This window comes from Dehalogenimonas formicexedens, assembly GCF_001953175.1.
GTDB lineage: Bacteria > Chloroflexota > Dehalococcoidia > Dehalococcoidales > Dehalococcoidaceae > Dehalogenimonas > Dehalogenimonas formicexedens.
Genome location: NZ_CP018258.1, coordinates 423385 through 445035, shown reverse-complemented (window position 1 = coordinate 445035; position 21651 = coordinate 423385). Strand labels below are relative to the sequence as shown.

22 protein-coding genes, 1 tRNA gene and 2 pseudogenes are annotated in these 21651 nt (G+C 54.0%); 14 read left to right on the top strand and 11 right to left on the bottom strand.

Annotation, left to right across the window (positions count from 1 at the left end; translation table 11 throughout):
* Positions 1-46: 46 nt before the first annotated feature.
* Positions 47-250 (bottom strand): hypothetical protein, encoded by a 204-nt coding sequence (locus tag Dform_RS02395; RefSeq protein ID WP_076003608.1) that lies wholly within the window; start codon positions 248-250, stop codon positions 47-49.
* Complete coding sequence (locus Dform_RS02390) at positions 247-1101, bottom strand: HAD-IC family P-type ATPase (RefSeq protein ID WP_335583015.1); 855 nt, start codon at positions 1099-1101, stop codon at positions 247-249. Before Dform_RS02390 ends, Dform_RS02395 begins: the two co-directional genes overlap by 4 nt.
* A 26-nt stretch (positions 1102-1127) precedes the next feature.
* Between Dform_RS02390 and Dform_RS11180 the strand changes: the two genes are divergently transcribed.
* From Dform_RS11180 to Dform_RS02375, 3 genes are all read left to right on the top strand, one after another.
* Entirely contained in the window at positions 1128-1298 is a 171-nt protein-coding gene (locus Dform_RS11180; RefSeq protein WP_145925511.1) for an aminomethyltransferase beta-barrel domain-containing protein, read from the top strand.
* Between the two features lie 148 nt (positions 1299-1446).
* Entirely contained in the window at positions 1447-1941 is a 495-nt protein-coding gene (locus Dform_RS11770) for a hypothetical protein (RefSeq protein ID WP_145925510.1), read from the top strand.
* Between the two features lie 352 nt (positions 1942-2293).
* Entirely contained in the window at positions 2294-2809 is a 516-nt protein-coding gene (locus Dform_RS02375) for a hypothetical protein (RefSeq protein WP_058437841.1), read from the top strand.
* Positions 2810-3079: 270 nt separating this feature from the next.
* On the opposite strand, the gene Dform_RS02370 is transcribed toward Dform_RS02375, so the two are convergent.
* The gene (locus tag Dform_RS02370; protein ID WP_058437847.1) at positions 3080-3460 is read right to left on the bottom strand and encodes a hypothetical protein; all 381 of its coding nucleotides are present in this window, start codon (positions 3458-3460) and stop codon (positions 3080-3082) included.
* Between the two features lie 325 nt (positions 3461-3785).
* Between Dform_RS02370 and Dform_RS02365 the strand changes: the two genes are divergently transcribed.
* The 3 genes and pseudogenes from Dform_RS02365 to Dform_RS02355 form a co-directional block, all read left to right on the top strand.
* Positions 3786-4223, top strand: a complete 438-nt coding sequence (locus Dform_RS02365; protein WP_076003605.1) for an RrF2 family transcriptional regulator — start codon at positions 3786-3788, stop codon at positions 4221-4223.
* Positions 4224-4262: 39 nt separating this feature from the next.
* A complete protein-coding gene (locus Dform_RS02360; protein WP_058437851.1) occupies positions 4263-5561 on the top strand; it encodes an O-acetylhomoserine aminocarboxypropyltransferase/cysteine synthase family protein in 1299 nt (432 codons plus the stop codon).
* Positions 5562-5571: 10 nt separating this feature from the next.
* Positions 5572-6129 (top strand): annotated as a pseudogene (locus Dform_RS02355) (homoserine O-acetyltransferase family protein); the annotation flags it as partial.
* A gap of 214 nt (positions 6130-6343) precedes the next feature.
* Here Dform_RS02355 and Dform_RS11340 read toward each other — a convergent pair.
* The 3 genes from Dform_RS11340 to Dform_RS02345 all read right to left on the bottom strand — a co-directional run bounded on the left by Dform_RS11340 (position 6344) and on the right by Dform_RS02345 (position 7819).
* Positions 6344-6502 carry a hypothetical protein gene (locus tag Dform_RS11340; RefSeq protein WP_158513453.1) on the bottom strand — a complete coding sequence of 53 codons (159 nt, stop codon included), beginning with the start codon at positions 6500-6502 and terminating at the stop codon, positions 6344-6346.
* A gap of 257 nt (positions 6503-6759) precedes the next feature.
* The gene (locus tag Dform_RS02350; RefSeq protein WP_076003604.1) at positions 6760-7119 is read right to left on the bottom strand and encodes a hypothetical protein; all 360 of its coding nucleotides are present in this window, start codon (positions 7117-7119) and stop codon (positions 6760-6762) included.
* The gene (locus Dform_RS02345; RefSeq protein WP_225973716.1) at positions 7097-7819 is read right to left on the bottom strand and encodes a tyrosine-type recombinase/integrase; all 723 of its coding nucleotides are present in this window, start codon (positions 7817-7819) and stop codon (positions 7097-7099) included. Before Dform_RS02345 ends, Dform_RS02350 begins: the two co-directional genes overlap by 23 nt.
* A gap of 303 nt (positions 7820-8122) precedes the next feature.
* On the opposite strand from Dform_RS02345, the gene Dform_RS02335 reads away from it, so the two are divergent.
* Positions 8123-9037, top strand: a complete 915-nt coding sequence (locus tag Dform_RS02335; protein WP_076003603.1) for a hypothetical protein — start codon at positions 8123-8125, stop codon at positions 9035-9037.
* A gap of 26 nt (positions 9038-9063) precedes the next feature.
* Positions 9064-10074: pseudogene (locus tag Dform_RS11765) on the top strand (recombinase family protein); the annotation flags it as partial.
* A 491-nt stretch (positions 10075-10565) separates the two neighbouring features.
* Here the strand turns inward: Dform_RS11765 and Dform_RS02315 are convergent.
* The 4 genes from Dform_RS02315 to rsmD all read right to left on the bottom strand — a co-directional run bounded on the left by Dform_RS02315 (position 10566) and on the right by rsmD (position 12167).
* Positions 10566-10641 (bottom strand) — tRNA-Ala (locus Dform_RS02315).
* A 113-nt stretch (positions 10642-10754) separates the two neighbouring features.
* Entirely contained in the window at positions 10755-11018 is a 264-nt protein-coding gene (locus Dform_RS02310) for a YfhL family 4Fe-4S dicluster ferredoxin (RefSeq protein ID WP_076003602.1), read from the bottom strand.
* 73 nt (positions 11019-11091) lie between these two features.
* Positions 11092-11565 carry a pantetheine-phosphate adenylyltransferase gene (gene coaD, locus Dform_RS02305; protein ID WP_076003601.1) on the bottom strand — a complete coding sequence of 158 codons (474 nt, stop codon included), beginning with the start codon at positions 11563-11565 and terminating at the stop codon, positions 11092-11094.
* On the bottom strand, positions 11562-12167 hold the full coding sequence (gene rsmD / locus Dform_RS02300) for a 16S rRNA (guanine(966)-N(2))-methyltransferase RsmD (RefSeq protein ID WP_225973715.1): 606 nt from the start codon (positions 12165-12167) through the stop codon (positions 11562-11564). The genes coaD and rsmD overlap by 4 nt, the downstream gene beginning before the upstream one ends.
* 49 nt (positions 12168-12216) lie before the next feature.
* Here rsmD and Dform_RS02295 point away from each other — a divergent pair, with 49 nt between their 5' ends.
* Entirely contained in the window at positions 12217-12897 is a 681-nt protein-coding gene (locus Dform_RS02295) for a hypothetical protein (RefSeq protein WP_076003600.1), read from the top strand.
* Between the two features lie 119 nt (positions 12898-13016).
* Entirely contained in the window at positions 13017-15143 is a 2127-nt protein-coding gene (locus Dform_RS02290) for a sodium-translocating pyrophosphatase (RefSeq protein ID WP_076003599.1), read from the top strand.
* 178 nt (positions 15144-15321) lie between these two features.
* Here Dform_RS02290 and Dform_RS02285 read toward each other — a convergent pair whose 3' ends face one another.
* A complete protein-coding gene (locus Dform_RS02285; protein ID WP_076003598.1) occupies positions 15322-15855 on the bottom strand; it encodes a hypothetical protein in 534 nt (177 codons plus the stop codon).
* Positions 15856-16130: 275 nt separating this feature from the next.
* On the opposite strand from Dform_RS02285, the gene Dform_RS02280 reads away from it, so the two are divergent.
* The 4 genes from Dform_RS02280 to Dform_RS02265 all read left to right on the top strand — a co-directional run bounded on the left by Dform_RS02280 (position 16131) and on the right by Dform_RS02265 (position 21626).
* Positions 16131-18104, top strand: coding sequence for a DUF2075 domain-containing protein (locus tag Dform_RS02280; RefSeq protein WP_076003597.1), 1974 nt, complete (start codon positions 16131-16133; stop codon positions 18102-18104).
* A gap of 161 nt (positions 18105-18265) precedes the next feature.
* A complete protein-coding gene (locus tag Dform_RS02275; RefSeq protein ID WP_076003596.1) occupies positions 18266-19414 on the top strand; it encodes a Fic family protein in 1149 nt (382 codons plus the stop codon).
* A gap of 287 nt (positions 19415-19701) precedes the next feature.
* Entirely contained in the window at positions 19702-20154 is a 453-nt protein-coding gene (locus Dform_RS02270; protein WP_076003595.1) for a hypothetical protein, read from the top strand.
* Between the two features lie 107 nt (positions 20155-20261).
* Entirely contained in the window at positions 20262-21626 is a 1365-nt protein-coding gene (locus Dform_RS02265) for a hypothetical protein (RefSeq protein ID WP_076003594.1), read from the top strand.
* Positions 21627-21651 lie beyond the last annotated feature (25 nt).

Here is a 21651-nt window from a genome sequence, read left to right as displayed (position 1 = left end):
GCGAACTGCAAGTATCGACATCACAATAATTCCGCCTTCGGCAAGTTTAATCTACACAATTCATTTTTTCTTGACCGCGCCGGTGACCGCCGGCATCAGGATGATCATCGCCAGGATGAACCCACACCGCCCCGCCGATACTGGCAACGGCGCTGAAATCGCCGCTTATGGTGGCGATGAGGAACATTCCCACTGCCAGCAGCGACAGGCCGGTGTAGATGATCACGGCGACGGTCGCGGTGTTCTTCATGCCGCACCTCGATTCGAGGGTGAGGTTCGTCGTATCGCCGGCGTAAAGCCCCGCATTCTCAGCGTGTTCAGCGTCACCGACAGCGAGCTGGTGGCCATTAGGAGCGCCGCCAGTTCCGGCGACACCATCTGGTGGGTGAAAGGATACAGGATGCCCATGCCCAGCGGTATGGCAAGGGTGTTGTACCCGAAGGCCCAAAACAGGTTCTGCTTTATCAACCCGAGCGTCGCTCTCCCCACCTGGACCGCGGCGACGACGTCGAGCGGGTCATCCTTGACCAAAATGACGCTTCCCGTCTCCTTGGCGACATCGGTACCGGATCCTATGGCGATGCCGACGTCGGCCTGGGCCAGGGCGGGTGCGTCGTTGATGCCGTCGCCGACCATGGCCACCTTGAGGCCCTGCGACTGCAGCTTCTTGACTTCAAATGCCTTGTCCTGCGGCAGCACCTCGGCCAGGACTCTGTCGATGCCTGCCTGCCTGGCGATGGCTTCCGCGGTGCGGCGGTTATCGCCGGTGATCATCAGCACCTGGAGTCCCATCCGCTTGAGTTCTGCGACGGCCTGTGCCGATGTCTCCTTCATCGTATCGGCCACGGCGATGATGCCGGTCAGTTTGCCATCGACCGCGACGAATACCGCGGTTTTGCCTTCGTTTTCGAGTCTTTCGGCCTCTTTGGCGAGGCTTTCGACGGCGATGTTGTTTTCGATCATGAGTTTGCGATTGCCCAGGAGGATGCTTCGATCGCCAAACCGAGCCGAAATGCCGTGTCCCGGCACCGAGTCGAACTCTTCGGCGTCTTCGGGTTCATTACCCGTGGCTCTGTATGCCCTGACGATGGCTTCGCCCAGCGGGTATCGAGCATCTTGACCGTGGCATGGGGGTAATGACGAAAATCCGTTCAGGTAGTCGCATGGTTTCAGCTTGGATCGAACCTTACGTTACTAACCAAGTTAGAGTTACTTTCGACGAATCTCAGATGGCGCCGGCGCCGGGACAGGCGGCGGTATTTTATAAAGGTGATGTCGTGCCCCTGAATGAAACCTAACGGCGCGGGTGCCTCGCCTAGGGACTGCTTGCCATCTTCCTACCATCGGGGTTTTCGGTGAGATAGTCGAGGCAGATGGCCGGCAGTCTGCATGGCCGCGGCTTTGCTCATAGCAGGCTGTGACTTTACATTTGGCTGGATCGGGGCCTTGGTCGTCTGGGCGTCTTCGTTTCAATCCGGAAAATCTAAAACCCAGTTCATCGAAATGGTCGCTGCACTGCCATTCCCAGACTTTCTCATACGTTATATCGAAAACCCAACGATCGCCTCCAGGTACCGCCCGCTGGTAGTCGTGTTGCCGAGCCATCCATCGCGGCTCCTCGCCGGGATCAACGATATGCTCGTGCCGATCGAACTTCCAAACAACGTTGCCTTCCCAGAAGTGGACGGCGGCACTACCATTATTCTCTGCCACCGGAACGTCAACAATCCGTCCATTTCCAGCAAACAGTTGTTAGATGACGTGATTATCGAAGTGAACTGGAAAGGTGACCGAGAGCGTTGTTCGCGGTCGCGCCATGTAGATACGGATCAGCGCATCCTGAAGTTTCATTCGTGTAGGTCGAAAACTTCCAGGCGGATACCCAGACTTTCGGCCACCTTCCGGGCATCATTCTCTACCCGGATGCGGATGAGTGCCTAACTGTAAAGTAATTCCATCTGCCGCCTCTCGATCACACAATCACCACGTTCAAAGACGGATTGTGCAATGCCTCCTCCCAATGAGACGAACTACCAGCCGGAAAGAGTGGATTGCTGAGCAATAGAGAGCTTCCTTATTGTTCAACTGGGCTTACTCCAAAGCTAAAGCGGTATGTCCATCATTTCATCGTGGGCGGGGAAAGCGTCGTAAATATAGGTTCATTTTGTAGCTGAACAAACGCAAAGATTGTTACATGATAGGTGCTGGTTTTGTACCGCCAGCACCTTACCAACTGAATAGGCGATAATCCTTGACCTGAACGCTTGCCCCTCTTTGAAAGGGGGGTCAAGTATTGAGAACGACCCTATCTTATCCTGACGATCAAAACAATCCGCCAACGTCCTATGACCGGCTAACCGGCGATTGGCTTCTATACTACGCAGTTGCCAAGCGGTTCATGTGGAAAATACCGACGCAAGATAGGCCGGACGTAAGGCACAGCATAATGATGGAACTGGCCGACGCTCAAAACCGCAAGGGCGGTTTGCCCTTGCCCGAAGCGGCCATGTACCGGATTGCTTCTTTCGAGGTGGCCGACTACTGGCGCAAAAAGAAGCGTAGCCCTAACCTGCTAAGTCTCGACGGCGATGAGGACGCCGACAATGATACCGGCTTGTCGTCCGTTTTGCCCGACGACTCGGCGCTCGACCTCGATGCCTGGATAGACGCCCGTACTTTCCTGCTAAGTTGTCCTAAGCGGCTAATCCAGATTGCCTTCAAGCGGGTGAACGGCGTAACTTTGGACGGCGCGGAACGCAAGTATCTTTGCCACTTCCGTAAGCGTGAACAAGTTTCCTTCTGTGGGTAACGTTTTGACCCCTTCTAGCGGTTGTATAAGTGGGAGCATTCATTAGGCCAGCGAACGGCGGCTAATGGGTGTCTTACTACTATGCGAAGCCGGTGGAATTGCCCAATCACTGGATAGCTAAAAGGGGGGAAAGACATTGGGATTGTGGAGGCTGAACGGGCTAAGTCTATAAGTTGATACCTATCTAATGTGTCCAACAAAAAGGCGGCGAAGCATCCGGGGAATCCGGGAGCTCGCCGCCTTTTTTGTTTGGATGATAGCCTAAGAAGGTCAATAATACTGGCTCTTGATTTGCGAAAGCTCGGTTTTGAGCCTGATATTTTCGTTCTTCAATCCTTGATTTTCTGATTCTTTTTCGGCCAGTTGGCGGCGCAGATCATCGATTTCATTGAGCAGTTGGGAATAGGTCTTGCCTCGTGAACGCCTTAATGACTCCAGCCTTTCGTATGCCCTTGAAGTAAGGCAGTAACCTTCTTTGCTTGCCCACATTTTTTCGATAAGGCGCTGATGTTCGAGGCGGCATAACCTAACAGCGGCAGCTCCCGCTGTATATCCAAACTGGTTCACAAGGTCGCCGAGCGTGGCGGTTTCTTTGCTCGCGATGAACTCTAGTATCTCAAGTTTGGAGGCGACGGTTGGGTAACGGCCCATTTCGTTCTCCAATAATGATTACATCCAGATGTAACTCCATGTGTACCATCCGGGAATCTCGTTTGGCAATAGTATGTCGAATTGCCTCTCGTAAACGTCATGGCTGGTTACCTAGTGAACATTCGCAGAGAATGTTGGATTGATCGTGCGGGAGCAGCTTAACCAGTGATCTTGCCCCAGCGCATTCACTTTGCTCGGTCCTGAATAACCAGTGCATCATGGGATTTAACATCGACGACTCTAAACGACCTTGACCTCCGATTTGTTTATTGGTAATATAAGTATGTTGATTCAAATCATCAACTATTAAAGTTGGGAGATAAAAATGAAACTTAGCACTCGAGCCCGTTACGGTACCCGCGCCATGCTCGACCTAGCACAGCATTACGGCGACGAGGTCGTGCCTATAAAAGACATCGCCCGGCGGCAGCAGATTTCTCTACCATACTTAGAGCACTTGGTAGGTCCACTTGTTGATGCCCATCTCGTTCAATCCGTCCGCGGTTCCCGTGGCGGGCTTAAACTAGCCAAATCGCCAGACAACATCCGGTTAAACGAAGTCGTTTGCCTGCTGGAAGGTCCTATTGAGCCGGTGGATTGCATCCAGAGCCCTGATAACCGTTCCCAATTCTGTGCCACTAGGGATATCTGGGGCGATATGGGGCGAGCTATGACGTCGGTGTTGGAGAAAACCACCTTGGCCGATCTTGTGAGCCGTCAACAGGCCAAAGTGTCTCCTGATTCCGATATGTACTATATCTAGTCGGAGCCAAAAAGAATTAGACGAGAAGGAGACACTAATTTGAGCGCTCACAAATTGGAAACTATAGTTGTCCATGCCGGCCAGGAGACGCCGGATCCAGCCACCGGCGCCCGGGCTGTACCCATTTATCAGACCACATCGTATGTCTTCAAGGATTCCGACCACGCCGCAAACCTCTTTGCACTGAAAGAGTTTGGCAACATCTATACGCGAATCATGAACCCCACCACCGACGTCTTCGAACGACGTATCGCCGCTATCGAAGGGGGCGTCGGGGCATTGGCGGTAGCTTCCGGCCAAGCGGCGGAGACGCTAGCACTCCTAAACATCACCCGCCCCGGCAATGAGATCGTGTCGTTAAACAATCTATACGGCGGCACCTACGAACTGTTCCATTACACCTTCCCCAAGCTGGGGCGAGAGGTCAAATTCGTGCCATCCGGCAACCTCGACGCCTTGAAAAGTGCAATCACCACTAAAACCCGCGCCATTTACGCGGAAACCATTGGCAACCCCAAACTGGATGTCCCGGATTTCCAGGCCATAGCCAAAATCGCCCATGAAGCGGGCGTTCCATTCGTCGTCGATAATACCGTAGGGGTCGGCATCGTCCGCCCGATTGACTTCGGTGCCGATATCGTTGTTGCCTCGGCTACCAAATATATCGGCGGCCACGGCACCAGTATCGGCGGCGTTATTGTCGATGCCGGTAAGTTCACCTGGGGCAATGGTAAATTCCCAGAGTTCACCGAGCCCGATCCTACTTACCACGGTCTCAAGTTCTGGGACGTTTTCGGCAACTTCCCAGGTATGGGTAACGTGGCCTTCATCATCAAAGCCCGTGTTCAGCTACTTCGCGATCTCGGCGCTTCACTTTCACCTTTCAACGCCTTCCAATTGTTGCAGGGACTTGAAACCCTGGCCCTACGACAGGAACGTCATTCCGAGAACGCCCTCAAAGTCGCCCAACACCTGGCGAGACACCCGGCAGTGGCTTGGGTAAACTACCCCGGCCTCCCCGATAATCCGAATTACCCAACCGCTCACAAATATCTCGGGAATAAATTTGGTGGGCTAGTAGGTTTCGGCATTAAGGGCGGGCTTGAGGCTGGTCGGAAATTCATCAATTCAGTGAAACTCTTTTCCCACCTGGCCAATATCGGAGACTCCAAGAGCTTGGTCATACATCCGGCATCAACCACTCACGCGCAACTGACATCCCAAGAACAAGCCGCGACCGGAGTCTCCCCAGACTACATTCGTCTTTCAATTGGCATCGAACATATCGATGATATTCTCGAAGATATCGACCAAGCCCTCCGGCAAGCAACGGCTTAACGAGATACCAATGACTGATTCGACAACCTCGGAACTCGGTCTCGTCCGAACTGAATACTTCACCATCGACCGACTCGTGCTTGAGTCGGGTGAGGTGATCGCACCGGTGATGCTGGCATATGAAACCTATGGCCGCCTCAATGCTGAGCGATCCAACGCAGTGTTAATCTGCCATGCCTTAACCGGCGACGCCCATGTAGCCGGGATAAACGCTGCCACCGGGAAAGACGGTTGGTGGGACAGCATGGTCGGGCCGGGTAAAGCCTTCGATACCGACGAGCTTTTTGTCGTCTGCTCCAACGTCCTGGGCGGCTGCCAGGGCTCAACAGGCCCATTATCCCCCAACCCGGCTACTGGTGAACCCTATGGCTTGGATTTCCCTATCATCACCATCGGCGACATGGTCTCCGCCCAGGCCAGACTCATCGAGTATCTGGGTATCGAAAAATTGCTCGGTGTGGCCGGCGGTAGCATGGGCGGCATGCAAGCCCTGGCCTGGGCGGCGAAATTTCCGCACAAGATCAACTCAATCATCGCCATCGCCACGACGGCCAAACACTCGCCACAACAACAGCGATACGAAAGCCAGAACTTCATCAAGCCCGCCCAGCCTCCGTTATCGAAAACCAGAATGTTGCCCTCGCCGGGCAATCCGCGGGGGATCATGTGAGCAAGGTGCGGCCCGATGATTTGACCTACTGAATGACTAATGCGGTTTCTTTAAGCACCACAGGGCTTTGTATTTGGATTGCCGCGGCCTTACCGGCCGGTGTTTTTGGAGACTAAGCCTTTTGTGGGTTAGCCCAGGCGCTGTCGCCGGCGCCGCGCCCGGCCTTGGTCAGGCGGTAGAACCGCCGCGGCTGCCCGGGCGGGAAGTTGTCTTGGAAAGCCGATGGTTCGGTTTGACCGGTGAGCTCGACCCAGCCGAGCCTTGTCAGCATCGAAAAGTAAACAATTTTCGACTTTACGCTCAGTTTCTGCCTTACCGATCAGAGCGCCGATACCAGAAGCTGGCTGACAGGGTGGCCGGGCATCGCGCTGATTGTCTTTATATTCTGGTTTTTCATCGACGTTACCTATTGCGAGCAGACAATGCCTGATCGAAATTAAAGGGGGTTGAATAAACGGCAGGGCAGGGGTTACGGGCCGCTTCTATAAAGTGCGCCAGCATCAAGAGCGATTGGCTTTACCCTGCCAATCAATCACGTGAGATAAGAAGACAGGGAATATCAACAAACGAATGGTAGCGGCAGGCGATGGTTTTATAAGGAAGGTGTAAGTAGTATTCCTCGAAAAGCGCTTCGATCTTGTCTGGCGAGATGGGCTTGCCTTCTTTCCGGGCGATTTTCTCTGCCTGCCGTGTTGCCCGGTCCATGGCAATCTCTGAGATGAGGGCGAGTTTGTACTCCTGGAAGAGCTCCGATTGCGGCGCACCGACATCGGGATCGATCGCCGGTGAGCCATAAGGCGCTCGACCAGCCAAATATTCCCGAATGAACCAACCGCAACCGAACGGCCGGAGGAAGCCGCCCTTCTTAGGCTTTAATGGAATGCCCATCGCCCTTCCACAAATCATCGTACCAGCGGCGGTGTTCTTCACCGGCGACTTTGCGGTATTTGGCGGTGGTGTTGAAGCTCTGATGACCAAGGTGTTCCTGGAGCATTCTTAGGCCATCGCCGGAGTCGTTGTGTCTCATCGCGCGAATGGCGAAGGCATCCCTCAGTTTATGGGGCGACACGTAATGCACCTTGCCAGATTCATTATTTATGATCCGCGGCAACCCGGCTTTTTCTCCAAGTGTTTTAATGATCTGCCAGGCTCGATGCCTGTTGATTCCAAAAAGGAGTCGCTTGCCGTTACGGTTAATCGGACCTCCACGCGAGATGAATTCCTTTAGGAGGGCGATCAGATCATCATCCAATGGGAGAATTCGCTGCTTCCGATGTTCCTTGAGTTCCTTCACTGCGGCCTCGACCTTATCGCCGCATTTAGGGCAGAAGACCGAGGTCAAACCAAGAGAAGTACCGCACTTGGGGCATTTGAGCTTGACGCGGGATTTCAGATGTTTGATGGTGACGGTGCCAGCATCGAGATCAATGTCGCCGACCGCGATCCCCAATGCCTCAGAAACACGGCAACCGAGGTGGAACAACATCGTCACCAGAAGCATGTCGCGGAGGTTATCAGCGGTCGCGGCCAGGCGGTCGATCTCTTCTAACTCAAGGTAGGCTTTCATATTCTTTACTTTGCTCGCCATTTAGGGCAGGTGCATTCAGATTAAGATTTGCTTCCCTCAATGCTTTTTGCTGTTTCCGGTGGGCATCGGCGATAATCGAAGCAAGTATCCGCAGACCTGACAACAGCAAGTCTTCCTCGACCTGGTCTTCCGGATCTATTAGCTTGCGCTTTCGCATGTAACGAGAGTACCATACCTTTCGTCCCCCGTCACCGCAGAATGTTAAGTATGCGTAAATATTGACAGCCGCACTAAACAGCAATAAAATACATGTATGACGTTTGCAATATAATCATCAATCGTAGAAAAGGGGAATATTTTTCCATGCCGAAGAAATATAGCGCGGAAGACAGGGCGAGGTGGCTCAAACTAATTGAAGAGGGGAAAACTGAATCCAAAATCGTAAATGATACCAAGGCTGATCCTCGCACGGTCAGGGACGGTATCATCCAAGCGCGACGGGAACGGGACTTGCGAGAGGCAAATGTGAGCCTGATCCGAGATGCCCTTAAAAGGCATCAGGAACAACTACTTGCTGAACTCACTGAAACTGCCCGTTCCGTTGAGGTCCCGGCGGTTGAACTGGCGGTTGTCTCCTGGTACGAGCGCGAGCCACTGTCGGTCTTCCTCGATGAAGAGCGCCTGAAAGAAAAGTTCCTCGCCGGGAGATTTCCAAAAGCCGCCCTCAACAAGCCGTCTCCGATCAAGCAGCACCTGGGCCAAATCAAGCTTACGCGCTTTCTTTCCAAGTGGCAGAAAGAGTATCAAGCCCATTTGTTGGCTCGAATCGACCTCCAACTGAAGACGCTTGAACTCATCAGGAATAAGACGGGTTTACCGGTGGTCTCGGAAACTAAAGGTATTCATCCGCCGTTCGTTTTCAGTCACACCGCCTGCGCTGAACTCTATAAGTACGCGCTTCGACGACGTTTCTCAGGGGAACCTGGGAAAACGGATGCTGAGTTGAAAAATGGGATGGTTGTCGATCGGGAGCGGCACCTGGTCACCCTGTTTGGCAAACAACTGGCTGAGGTAGATGCCGAAGGCGAGGATAAGTGCAGGTCCGGTCTTCTTGCAGCATACGAAGAACTCACCAAAACGGTTGAACTTAAAGAAGTAGAAACAACGTATAAGAGCCTTGGGGAATGGGTAACGCCAATCAGAGAATTAATCAGCGAATATTCAGCAATAGGCATGCTACCGGGGACTTGCTCAATTTGTGAGCGGATCGGGACATAGGCGAAAGGTTAGGGAGGACAAAAGATATGAAGGCGGTACTTTATTGTCGGGTTTCGTCCGAAGCACAGGACACCGTGCTTTCCTTATCAGCGCAGCTTCGGGCTTTGAGAGAGTATGCCGAGAAAAACGGCCATGTGGTAGTTCGTGAATTCATTGATGAGGCCGAAAGCGGACGCTCAACCGACCGCCCGGCCTTTATGGAAATGATCTCGCTATCAAGGCTTAAACCGCCCCCGTTTCAAGCGATTTTAGTATGGAAGCTCAATCGCTTCGCCCGAAGCCGCAGCGATTCGGTGACCTTCAAGATGCTCCTGAAGAAGCAAGGCATCTCGGTGATATCAATCAGCGAGCCGGTGGATGATTCACCGACCGGACACCTCTTGGAGGGTGTCATCGAATCTATCGACGAATTCTACAGCCTGAACATGGGGCAGGACATCAAGCGTGGCCAGATGGAAAATGCCAAGCGCGGCTTCTTCAACGGCTCCCGGCCTCCTTATGGTTACAAGGTCATCAAGGTGAAGGACGGCGAAAAGCTCAGGAACAAACTCGAACCCATGCCGGATGATTCGGTTCCGATCCAGGTTGTTAAGCTCCAATTTGAAATGGCGTTGAAAGACCAGTGTTGCAAGGCCATTGCCTGTAAACTTAATGCGGACGGTCTTCGTACTCTTAAAGGTGAGTACTGGGGCCGGTCTACAGTCTACCAGGTGCTCACTAACGAAGCCTATGCCGGAGTTCTTGTGTGGGGCTCGGTCCGGCTGAAAAACGCTTGGCCTGCTGTCATTCCGCATGAGGATTTCTACCTTGTGCAGAAGAAGGTGGGGAATAAAAGCCCGGCCGTCGCGCACCCTCGGACGGTTACAAGCCAGTACCTCCTCTCCAGCTTTCTATTCTGTTCTTGCGGGCACTCGATGACTGGCCACAGCGCCAAATCCGGGGAATATGCTTACTATCAATGTATGCGGAACTACAAGCAAGGCAAGGAAGCGTGCTGCGCTCGTAGCCTTCCCAAGGAAAAACTTGAGAGGCTTGTGACTCAAAACCTAAAATCCACGATCCTGAACGAACAGAACTTGGAAGAACTCGTAAAGCTGGTGAATGAAGATCTGCGATCAGGTCATACCGCTTTATACGAGCGGCTATCCAACATCGATTCGGAACTGGAGGAAGTGAATACCAGGCTGCTCAAATTGTACGAGGCTCTTGAAACCGGGCTGTTAACGCTTCATGATCTAGCGCCCCGAATCAGGGAGTTACGGAACAAGCAAGATGAACTCAGTAAAGTGAAGGTACAGCTTGATGCAGACGCGGTCGTCGACAAGATGGATCAACTCAACCTTGAGGCAATCAAAACTCATGCAAGGGATTTGAGGGCTTTGCTTGAAGATGCCGATGTGGTAAGGCGGAAGGCGTTCATTAAGACATTCGTGAAAAGGGTCACTGTTGAGGGCAACACCGTGAAGGTGGAATATAGGCTGCCCATTCCGGGCGGTGATGGTGAAACAGTTCTACCTATTGATAGTTTTGGTGGAGCTGAGGGGATTCGAACCCCTGACCCTTGCGATGCGAACGCAATGCTCTCCCAGCTGAGCTACAGCCCCATGCAGCCGCCCATTATAACACACCACGGCGCGGCGTATTAACTGGACTATGTTAACGGGCAATTAAAAGGGCGACCCGGCACCGGGTCGCCCTGGATCTTCCCCAAAACCGATTATAGCTTGGGTTCTTTACCGGGATGAAGGGTGCGCCATTTCGCCAGCAGGGCTTCGCGTGATTCCACGTGGGCCTCGTCGGGTACGCAGCAGTCTACGGGGCAAATTTCAGCGCATTGCTTGGTGGCAAAGGAACCGACGCACTCGGTGCACTTGGTGGGATCGATGACATAGATGTTTTCGCCCTCGGTGATGGCGGCGTTAGGGCATTCGGGCTCGCAGGCGCCGCAGCTGATGCATTCGTCGGTGATCTTAAAAGCCATGTAACGTCTGTCCTCTCAAAATGGTTTCCTTATTATACCTGATAATGCCTGATACGGTAAACCTGATCCACCGCTAAACCTTGGCCAGAACCGCCCTGGCGACGAACGGGGGAACCAGGTCGGAAAAGTCCCCGCCCAGCCGCGCCACTTCCTTCAGCATGCTCGACGACAGGAACTGGTATTCCGGGCTGGCCAGCAGGCACACCAGCTCGATCTCCGGCGCCAGCTTCCGGTTGATCATCGCCATATCGAATTCGAACTCGAAATCGTTGTTGACCCTGAGGCCCCTGACGACGGTGGTGACACCCTCTTTACGGGCAAACTCCACCATGAGCCCGGAAAAAGCCTTGACCTCGACATCGGGCAAATCCCTGACCGCCTCCCGGCCCAGTTCCACCCTTTCGCCGGTGGTGAACATCAGCTTCTTCTCGGGCGTGTCGTAGACGCCGACGATGACCTTATCGAACAGTTTCGACGTTCGCCGGATGATATCTATATGGCCGTAGGTGAACGGATCGAACGAGCCGGGGTATAAAGCTACCTTCATACTGAAATCTCCTTGCGATAGATGGTTATGATGCTGTCGCCGTGGCGCCGTTCCTTTATCATTTTCAATTGGCCGTAGCTTTCGTCGAGGGGCACCCGCGGCGAATGGGTGATGACCAGCCATGTTTCCGGTCCGACGAGGGCTGTCGAAGCTAGTTTGCCCAGAAATTCCCCGATATCCTCCCGGCGGTACGGCGGGTCCATGAGGATGATGTCGTACTCTTTGTCCAACATCGAAAGCGACCGTTCGACGGGCAAGCAGTTCACCCGGGCCCGGCCGGACAGGCCGCATTTTTCCAGGTTGTCCCTGATGATGTCGCAGCAGACCCGTTCCTGTTCGACGAAGTCGGCATGCCCGGCCCCCCTGGAAAGCGCCTCGATGCCCAGCGACCCTGACCCGGAAAACAAATCGAGGACCTCGTCCCAGTTTTCGGTGAGCGAGGCCAGTATCGAGAAAATGGCGCCGCGCACCAGTTCCGTAGCCGGACGTGTGGCTTTGCGGTCCGGGACTTTTATCGGCCGGCCCTTGCATTCCCCGGCGATGACCCTCAAATAACCCATGCCGACATTCTGAATGAAGAAGCGTACGGCGTCAAACTCCAATCGTGAAATCACGTTGACGCAGGCGACTTAAGGCCACTAAAATAGCGTGATGAAAAGCGCGACCGATACCTATCTTCTGCTCTGGGGCGGGCCGCTTTCGCCCTCTCCGGCGAAACGGGTGCTCTACTGGGCCCTGAACGTCGACGGCACCCTCTGCGGGGTGATCGTGCCGCAAGCCGTTTGGTCGCAGGTCGAGAAAGCGCTCGAGATGCCGGGGGGCCTTTCCGCGTCCTACCTTTCGGTCGCGGTAACCGGCCTGTCCACGCCCCGGCCGGAGCTTCGCCTGGTCACCCTCGACGGCGACACCCTTTACGATTTCTGTTACCTTAAAAACGCCGTTTACCGGCTGAAACGTTCGCCGCAGAAGCTCAAGGTTGACCCGGGTTCTTTGATAAACCACATCGGCCTGGCGGACACCCCGCCCCTGGCCGTCCTCCGCCGGTTCGGCCCCCAGCTGGACAAGGGCGCCTTCCACACCTTCCTGCCGGATAAGTCCCGGGTAGAGCTGTATTACCTTATCGAAGAAGATGAAACTCCCCCCGCCAAGCTCGGCGTCCAGGTCATGTGGGGCATCAAAGGCTTCGGCCTGCCGGTTATCGCCAAAGGCTCCGCTCACCGCCCCGGCGACGCCGAAAAAGCCATCCTCGACCGCACCGCGGTGAGACCCCTGCCCTTCTGGCTGCGACAGTTCGGCTGGCTGTTCAAGCGCGGCCGCCGCCGCTCCCGCTGACCTCCTCCGGCCTCCCCGCAAATTCGTTGAACGTGGGTTCAATCCCCGTTTGCCCGCACTTGACAAAAGTGATATATTATCGCGGTTTTGTTAGCAAGAGGAAATAAGAAGGAGGAGTAATGCCTGGTATCTTCTGGATCGTACCCGTCATCGCCCTGGTAACCGTGCTGTTCATTGTCTACCTGGCCCGCTATGTCCTGGCCAAGGACACCGGAACCCCCAAGATGAGAGAAGTTGGGGACATGATTTTCGAGGGCGCGTGGGCGTTCCTCAACCGCCAGTACCGCACCATCGGTATCCTGTCGGTCTTCGTCGCCATCTTCGTCGGCATCGTCGTCGGCCTGCTCTCCGGCGACACCACCCCCGGTGATGTCGGCCAGGCCGGCATCATGTGGCGCACCGGCCTCGCCTTCCTGGTCGGCGCCCTGTGCTCCGGCGTTTCCGGATTTGCCGGCATGTACATCGCCGTCAAATCCAACGTCCGCTGCGCCGCGGCCGCCCAGCGTTCCTGGCGTGAAGCCATCGACGTCGCCATGCGCGGCGGCGCCGTGTCCGGCTTCCTGATCACCACCCTGTCCCTCATCGGCGTTACCGCCATGTTCTTCGCCTTCGGCGGCAATGACCGCCCTGAAATCGCCCCCCATTTGATTGTCGGCTTCGGCTTCGGCGCCTCTTTTGTCGCCCTGTTCGCCCAGCTCGGCGGCGGTATCTACACCAAAGCCGCTGACATGGGCGCCGACCTCGTCGGCAAGGTTGAAGCCGGCATTCCCGAAGATGACGCCCGCAACGCCGCCGTCATCGCCGACCTCGTCGGCGACAACGTCGGTGACTGCGCCGGCCGCGGCGCCGACCTCTTTGAGTCCACCGCCGCCGAAAACATCGGCGCCATGATCCTGGGCGCCACCGTCTACGCCGTGACCCACGACGTCGTCTGGATCGTCTTCCCGCTGGTCGTCCGCGCCTTCGGCCTGGTCGCCAGCATGATCGGCCTGCTCATCGTCAAAGCCAAGGAAGAAGAAGACCCCATGGCCGCCCTCAACCGCGGCTACTGGATGTCCATCATCCTGTCCGCCGTCGGCATGATCGTCACCGTGTCGGTCATGCTGGGTAACGCCTGGCTGGCTGCCGCCGGCCTCGTCGGCATCGCCGCCTCGGTCGCCATCCTCTACATCACCCAGTACTACACCGATACCAAGTACAAGCCGGTTAAAGACCTGGCCCAGGCCTCCCGCACCGGTTCCGCCACCAACATCGTCGGCGGCATCGGCATCGGCTTCGAGACCGCCTTCCCCACCACCATCGTCATCGCCGTCTCGCTCCTGGTCGCCTACGCCTTCGGCAAGGCCTCCGGAGTTGAGGGCGCAGGCGCCTTCGGCACCGCCGTGGCCACCATGGGCATGCTGATGACCTGCCCCTACGTCCTGGCCATGGACACCTTCGGCCCCATCACCGATAACGCCAACGGCATCAACGAGATGGCCGGCGCCGGACCCCAGGTCCGCAAGATCACCGACCGCCTTGACGCCGTCGGCAACACCACCAAAGCCCTGACCAAGGGTTACGCCCTGGTCTCCGCCGGCCTCGCCGCCTTCCTCCTGTTCCAGGCTTACATGGACCAGGTCGCCTTCCTGCGCGGCGAACCCTTCACCGCCATCAACATCGCCCGCCCCGAGGTCTTCATCGGCGCCATGCTCGCCGTCATGCTGGTCTTCCTCTTCAGCGCCTGGGCTATCCAAGCGGTAGGATCCACCGCGCAGAAGATCATCGAGGAAGTCCGCCGCCAGTTCCGCGAGAATCCCAAGATCATGACCTGGGAAGCCAAGCCGGATTACGCCCGCGCCGTCGATATCACCGCCCGCGCCGGCCTCCGCGAAATGATCAAGCCCGGCCTACTCCCCGTCCTCGCCCCCCTGGCCCTGGGTGTCGGCTTCAGACTGATCCCCACCTATGACGCCGCCCAGGCCATCGGCGCTATGCTGATGGTCGGCACCATCGGCGGCATCATGATGGCCGCCTTCATGAACAACGCCGGCGGCGCCTGGGACAACGCCAAGAAATACATCGAAGACGGGCAGCTCAAGGATGACAAGGGGGTCGTCCAGGGCAAGCGCACCTTCGCCCACGCCGCCGCTGTTGTCGGCGATACCGTCGGCGATCCCCTGAAGGACACCGCCGGACCTTCCCTGCACGTCCTGATCAAGCTCCTGTCCACCATCACCCTGGTCCTCGTCCCCCTGTTCATCTAACCCTCTCACGAGGATTTCGAAAGCGAGCGGCTCCAAAGAGCCGCTCGCTTTTTTGTCCGTACACGATTTTCAATAGTTACCGAAACAACACGATTGAAATTGGCGAAACTCACGATTGAGTTGTTTGGCGCGGACAATTCGATCAATTCATTCAAATCAAACAATACCTAGTTCACAGTTAACAGTTTACAGTCGACAGTTTACAGTTGTCAGTTATCAGTACGCCCGGAGGTGACTTGGAAACCGCGGCGAGCCTGGCGGCAAGTTCTTTGGTCAGCGGCAGGTCTACGGCGACCCGCCTGGTGGCGTTCTCCAGAGCTTCCAGATCATCCAGATGGATGCCGTACTTGATCCGCACCAGCCGTGCCAAGCGCGCCTGGAGGCGGAGGGCAACGTGGGTGGTGGCGCCGGTGGAGTTGACCATCACGGTCTGAAAAACAGCCAGCAGTATCTCCCGGTCAAGGCGGCCGTAATCCGTCTCTTCCTTTAATATCCTGCGCTGGGCTTCGATGATGCGGGGCGAACGGAGGCCATGGTGGCGGGCGTTCAGGTTGCCTTTCGGCGCGCCACGGCCACGTTTCGCGACCTCACCCCGACCCTCTCCGTAAACGGAGAGGGAGTGATAAGGAAGAGCGGTTTCTGGCGTTTCGGGTTGCGGGCTGGGAATACCTTCTAAACCATTTGTTTGTACATTTGTTCTATTTTCAGTCATGCCGGTATTATAGCACGGCTGTTCACAGGGATGTCAAGCGTTTGGTGTCGTTTTTGGTGGGAATTACGAAATATATTTACGGCAATCATTCATCGAGTTAAGCGCAGACGTCCAGATTCCACGCCATCCACCGCCCACAGACCGATAGCGGATGCTTTAATTGCAAATACCCAATGATCATTGATTGATCCTGGTATACTATTATTGGTAGTGGTCGCCAGATACAAGATGAACAGTACCACTGGAACTTATCGATTGAATGGTACAAAGGAATTATGAAGAGAGAATATTATTCCGACTCCATTTCGAACTTTCGGATGTCATCTCCTGAAACGATTTTGGGAATATTAACTAAAAATAGTCAATACGATGTTGGTTTGCAACAACGTGATTCTTGGCTTGAAGAAGTTTGCATATTGCAAACGATACTAGGGCATATTGATGGAGAAATATTGTTTGAATATTCCATTCCCCGTATGGGAAAGCGGATAGATGTCGTAATTCTAATTAAACATGTAATTTTTGTTCTGGAATTCAAAGTTGGTGAGATAGAATTCAAATCAAAAGACATAGATCAGGTTTATGATTACGCTCTTGATTTAAAAAACTTCCACGAGCCGAGCCACGATCAATTTATTGTTCCAATCCTGATAGCAACTAAAGCCAAAGTTTCGTCTCCGTGTAGTCCAATACCCCCAGCGTATGACAAAATTTTTTCCCCGATTAACAGCGATCTAAAGTCACTCGAAGGGATCATGAAACAGATACTTGATCTGAGCACGGGGAAATTGATCGATCCTAAAGTTTGGAAAGAAGGAAGATACTGTCCCACACCGACAATTATCGAGGCTGCTTTAGCTCTGTATAACGGGCATTCAGTGGAAGATATTTCTCGAAGTGATGCGAATGCAATTAACCTTTCAACAACCTCCGATAAAATAACAAAAATAATTCAAATATCCAAGGAAAAACATCAAAAGTCGATATGCTTTGTTACTGGTGTGCCGGGAGCAGGCAAAACATTGGTTGGCCTGAACATTGCCAATAAACATTCCGACGAATCCAATGATCTTTACAGCGTTTTCCTTTCTGGAAATGGACCACTCGTTCAGGTTTTACGAGAAGCTATAACCAGAGATAAAGTCAGGCAGGAGAAGGAACGTGGACTGAAAATCACCAAAGGCGCTGTAATGCGAACGGTTAAAGTGAGAATCCAGAACGTTCATAATTTCCGAGACGACTGTCTACTCAGACCTGGGCCTCCGGTTGAACATGTAGCAATATTCGATGAAGCCCAACGAGCCTGGGACTTAGATCAAACTCAAAAATTTATGAAACAAAAAAAGGGCCACCCTAATTTTAAGAAATCCGAACCTGAATTCCTGATTTCCTGTCTTGATCGTCACAGTGATTGGGCTGTTGTCATTTGCCTTGTGGGCGGTGGGCAAGAAATCAATACTGGAGAAGCTGGGATCGGTGAGTGGGTTGACTCATTGGATAGATCATTTCCGGATTGGAAGATTTATATTTCCTCCAAACTAACAGATAGCGAATATTGCACCGAAAGGGAGTTGTCCAAAATCAAATTCCGTGACAATGTTCAGTACGATGATGATTTACATCTTTCAGTATCAATGCGTTCATTCAGAGCAGAAAATGTTTCTTTCTTGATTAAAAAATTGTTGGACCTTAAACCGGATGAAAGTCGGGAAGCATTGGCCAAAGTCATTAAGAATTACCCTATCGTAATAACTCGGGACCTTTCGATCGCCAAGAATTGGCTACGTACCCATGCCAGGGGATCGGAACGTTACGGGATTGTAGTGTCTTCCCAGGCTGAAAGACTCAAACCGTACGCAATAGATATCAAATCGCCGATGGATCCAGTTCATTGGTTTCTTGAAGGGAAAGAGGACGTTCGTTCATCGTATTACCTCGAAGATGTTGCAACTGAATTTCACGTTCAAGGGTTGGAACTTGATTGGGTCTGCGTAACTTGGGATGCTGATTTTAGGTATTCAAAGACTTGTTGGGAACACCGATCATTTATTGGTTCTCGTTGGTATCACATAAAGATGTCAAAACGTATGAATTACCTCAAAAACGCATATCGAGTCCTATTAACCCGCGCTCGTCAGGGTATGGTCGTGGTCGTGCCCAAAGGAGAAATCGCAGACCCCACACGCCAGCCTGATTTTTATGATCCGACATACCAATATTTGAAAGACATTGGGTTCCAGACGATTTAAGATTCCAATGGGCAATTCTCGCTGCCTACTTATCACAATAAATAGACTCCACATATCACGAGCCGATTGACTCTCCCTGGGATTTTGGTACACATTCCTTGACTTAATAGATACTATCTATTACACTTAGTATCTAAGTGACTGTCGGATGTATACCAAATATGAGTAACATTATTGGCGAATTGAAATCGCAGCCAAAGGGCTTCAAGGTTTTTATCCCCCACCCCTTCCCCCCTCTGAGCGGTTTTGATCTTGGCCCCCTGGTGGCGCGAAAGAACGAAGAGGCTAGCCGCCTCATTGGCAAGCTGGATTATGCCACCAAATCCCTGCCGGATATGGATTACTTCCTATTGATGTACCTGCGCAAGGACGCCGCCTCATCATCGCAGATCGAGGGAACGCAGGCCACCATGGAAGACGCCATCGAGGCTGAGGTCCAGATGAGTTCCAAAATCCCGCCTGATGTCGACGACATCCAGCACTATATTAAAGCGCTGCATTACGGCATCAAGCGCGTTGCCGAAGACAAGTTCCCGCTTGCGCTCCGGTTCATTAGCGAACTGCACCGCGAGCTTGTTCACCAGGCGCGGGTTTCCGGGTACGTCATTCCGGGCGAGTTCAGAACCGAACAGGTCTGGCTCGGCAGCAGACATATCGAGGAAGCCCGTTTTGTACCGCCGCCGGTAGCCGATATGCAACGCGCCCTCGGCGATCTCGAGGGTTTCATCAATGCTGATGATGCTATCCCTGTTTTGATAAAGGCAGGCATCATCCATTCCCAGTTCGAGACCATCCATCCGTTCAAGGACGGCAATGGCAGAACCGGAAGAATGCTGATCAACTTCTACCTGCTGGAAAAAGGCTACCTGGACAGGCCGGTGTTATTCCTTTCATCCTTTTTCAAAAGGCACCGCGCGCTTTACTACGATAAACTCGAGGCCTACCATAACGGCCGGATTGACGAATGGATCGGCTTCTTCCTGGATGGGGTCATCGATATCGCCGGGGAATCCATAGAAACCATCACCAGGATCTCCGCGCTTAGCAACCACGATATGGGGCTGATCCTGGCCGGGGACAAGCGGGCTATCGAGAGTTCGAAGAAGGTACTGGTGAACCTTTACGCCCAGCCGATCGTCAATGTGACCAAGGTTCAAGAATGGGCAGGTTTTTTTACACGGAGGGGGGCGTCCCGTCTCATCGAGCGCTTTATCGAAATGGGCATCCTGCAACCCAAAGCGGGTTCAGAGAAATACGGGCGCTTGTACGAGTACAAAGCCTACATGGATATATTCAATCCCAGGGAATAACGACCCGCCGTTCCGGCGAGTGCCCCATCCGTAATTGATCACTAACGATGCCCGCCCAAAGGTCCCAAGCCCAGATTTTGCCGGGACCATCTCAAACGAACAGCAATATCCCGTTCATCCTTCGACAAGCTCAGGACGAACGGGATACGAGAAAAAGGCGCATACCCTCGGTTCGCGGCGGTTTCTTTATGTTAAGCTATGTGGTAAATATATTTTTTGAAAATGGTACCAAAAACGACACGAGACGCTTGACAGCTTAGGAGTACTCCTGTGCTATAATTCTCGGTATGAATCAGAACACAGGTACTACTAAAGCCTCCCCACAACAGAATACGGCCCAGCCCGAAATCCGAAATGCCGAAATTCGAAACGAGAAACCCGAAACTCCCGCGGCCGGGCGACACGAAGGCAGCCAGCCGGGAAACCAGAAAGCCCGCATCCACGGGTTCTACTCCAAGTATGCCGCCACTCCCCGGCAGGAGGTGATGGAAGAGGCGGCACAGCTCGAAGGTCTTGACGCCGAGATCGTTCTTTTGCGTTCCAAGATCGAGCTATTGGAAGAACTCGATCCCGAAAACATCAAGCTATTCTCGGAAGTAATCGGCAAATTGTCCCTCATAATGGTCCGCCGCAAATACACAGGACAAAACGCTGTCTTTGAAAAGGCTAAAAAGATCATCAGCATCCTTGGCGGGGCGGCTGGGGTTGCCGGCGGCGTGGCGGAGATCATTAAGGAATGACGGCGACGTCCGTCCATGGATTTCCTTCGTCAAGCTCAGGACAGGCTTAGCTCACCACGAACGGACATCACTAGGATTTAGAAATTAGATATTAGGATTTGGTCTTTATGTCTTTTGCACCCGATACCATCGCCTCCCTCCGCCCCTACCAGCATGAAATCTACCGCGCCGTCACCGATTCCATCGTGAACGATCGCGGCCTCACCTTTTCCGTCGAGATCGCCCGCCAGGGCGGCAAGAATGAGCTTTCGGCCTGGATCGAGACCTGGGCGCTGGTGCATAACGTCGAACAGCCGCTCAATATCGTGAAGTGCGCCCCCACCTTCGAGCCGCAGGCAATGATCTCCCTCCGGCGGTTATGCGCCAGCTTGGACTCCATCGGCTTCGGAGGCGATTACGTCATCGAGGCCGGTCACATCGTCCGGCTCGGCCAGGCGCGGGTGATCTTCCTGTCCGGGAGCGAGAACGCCAACGTGGTGGGAAATACCGCACACCTTCTTCTCGAAATCGATGAAGCCCAGGACGTATCGATAGAGAAGTTCGACCGCGATTTTCGCCCGATGGCCGCCACCCGTAACGCCACGACAGTGCTCTACGGGACTCCATGGCGCGAAGGCAATCTGCTCGACACGGTCAAATCACACAACCTGGAATTGGAGAAAGCCGACGGCATCAAAAGACATTTTCACTTCGATTGGCAGGAGGTCGCTCTCTATAACGATGATTACCGACTTTATGTCGAGGGCGAACGCGCCCGCCTGGGCGAGAACCACCCCACCTTCAGGACTCAGTATCAATTGCTCGAGGTCGGCAAAAGCGGCGGCTTCTTCTCCGACGATCACCTCATGAAAATGACCGGCGATTTTCCGCGTGAGCGGACCGCCCAGCCGCGAGCGGTTTATGTGGCGGGGCTGGATTTCGGCGGCGAAGGCAACACCGCCAGCGACTCGACAGTGCTGACTATTGGCGAGATCGTTGAGGGCGGGTCTGAGACCCGCCCCTACACTAACTCAGGACTAATCCGCGTCGTCCGGCACTACTCCTGGACCGGCCTCCCATTCACCATTCTCCTGCCAAAGATCGTCGACATCGCCAGGGCCTGGGGATTACGCCGTATCGCCGCCGATGCCACCGGCCTGGGCGCGCCCCTGTGCGCCACGCTGAAAACATCTTTGGGCCACCGAGTCGTTCCAGTCGTTTTTACCACCCACTCCAAGAGCGAGCTTGGCTATGAACTATTGGCTGCCGCGGGCACCGGGCGCCTGCAACTCTACTCCCGCGACGCCTCTCCCGAATGCGAGGAATGTTGGAAGGAACTTGAAACCGCATCCGCTGACTACAAAACAAACCAAAGCCTGAACTTCTACTGCAACCCCTCCCTCTCCCACGACGACTATTTGATGTCGCTGGCGCTGGTGATCAAAGCCGCCTCCAAATACGAACCCCGGACGGCGGTGGGACGGGTTGGGTAAAAATCGGTGTACTATCCGATGAAGA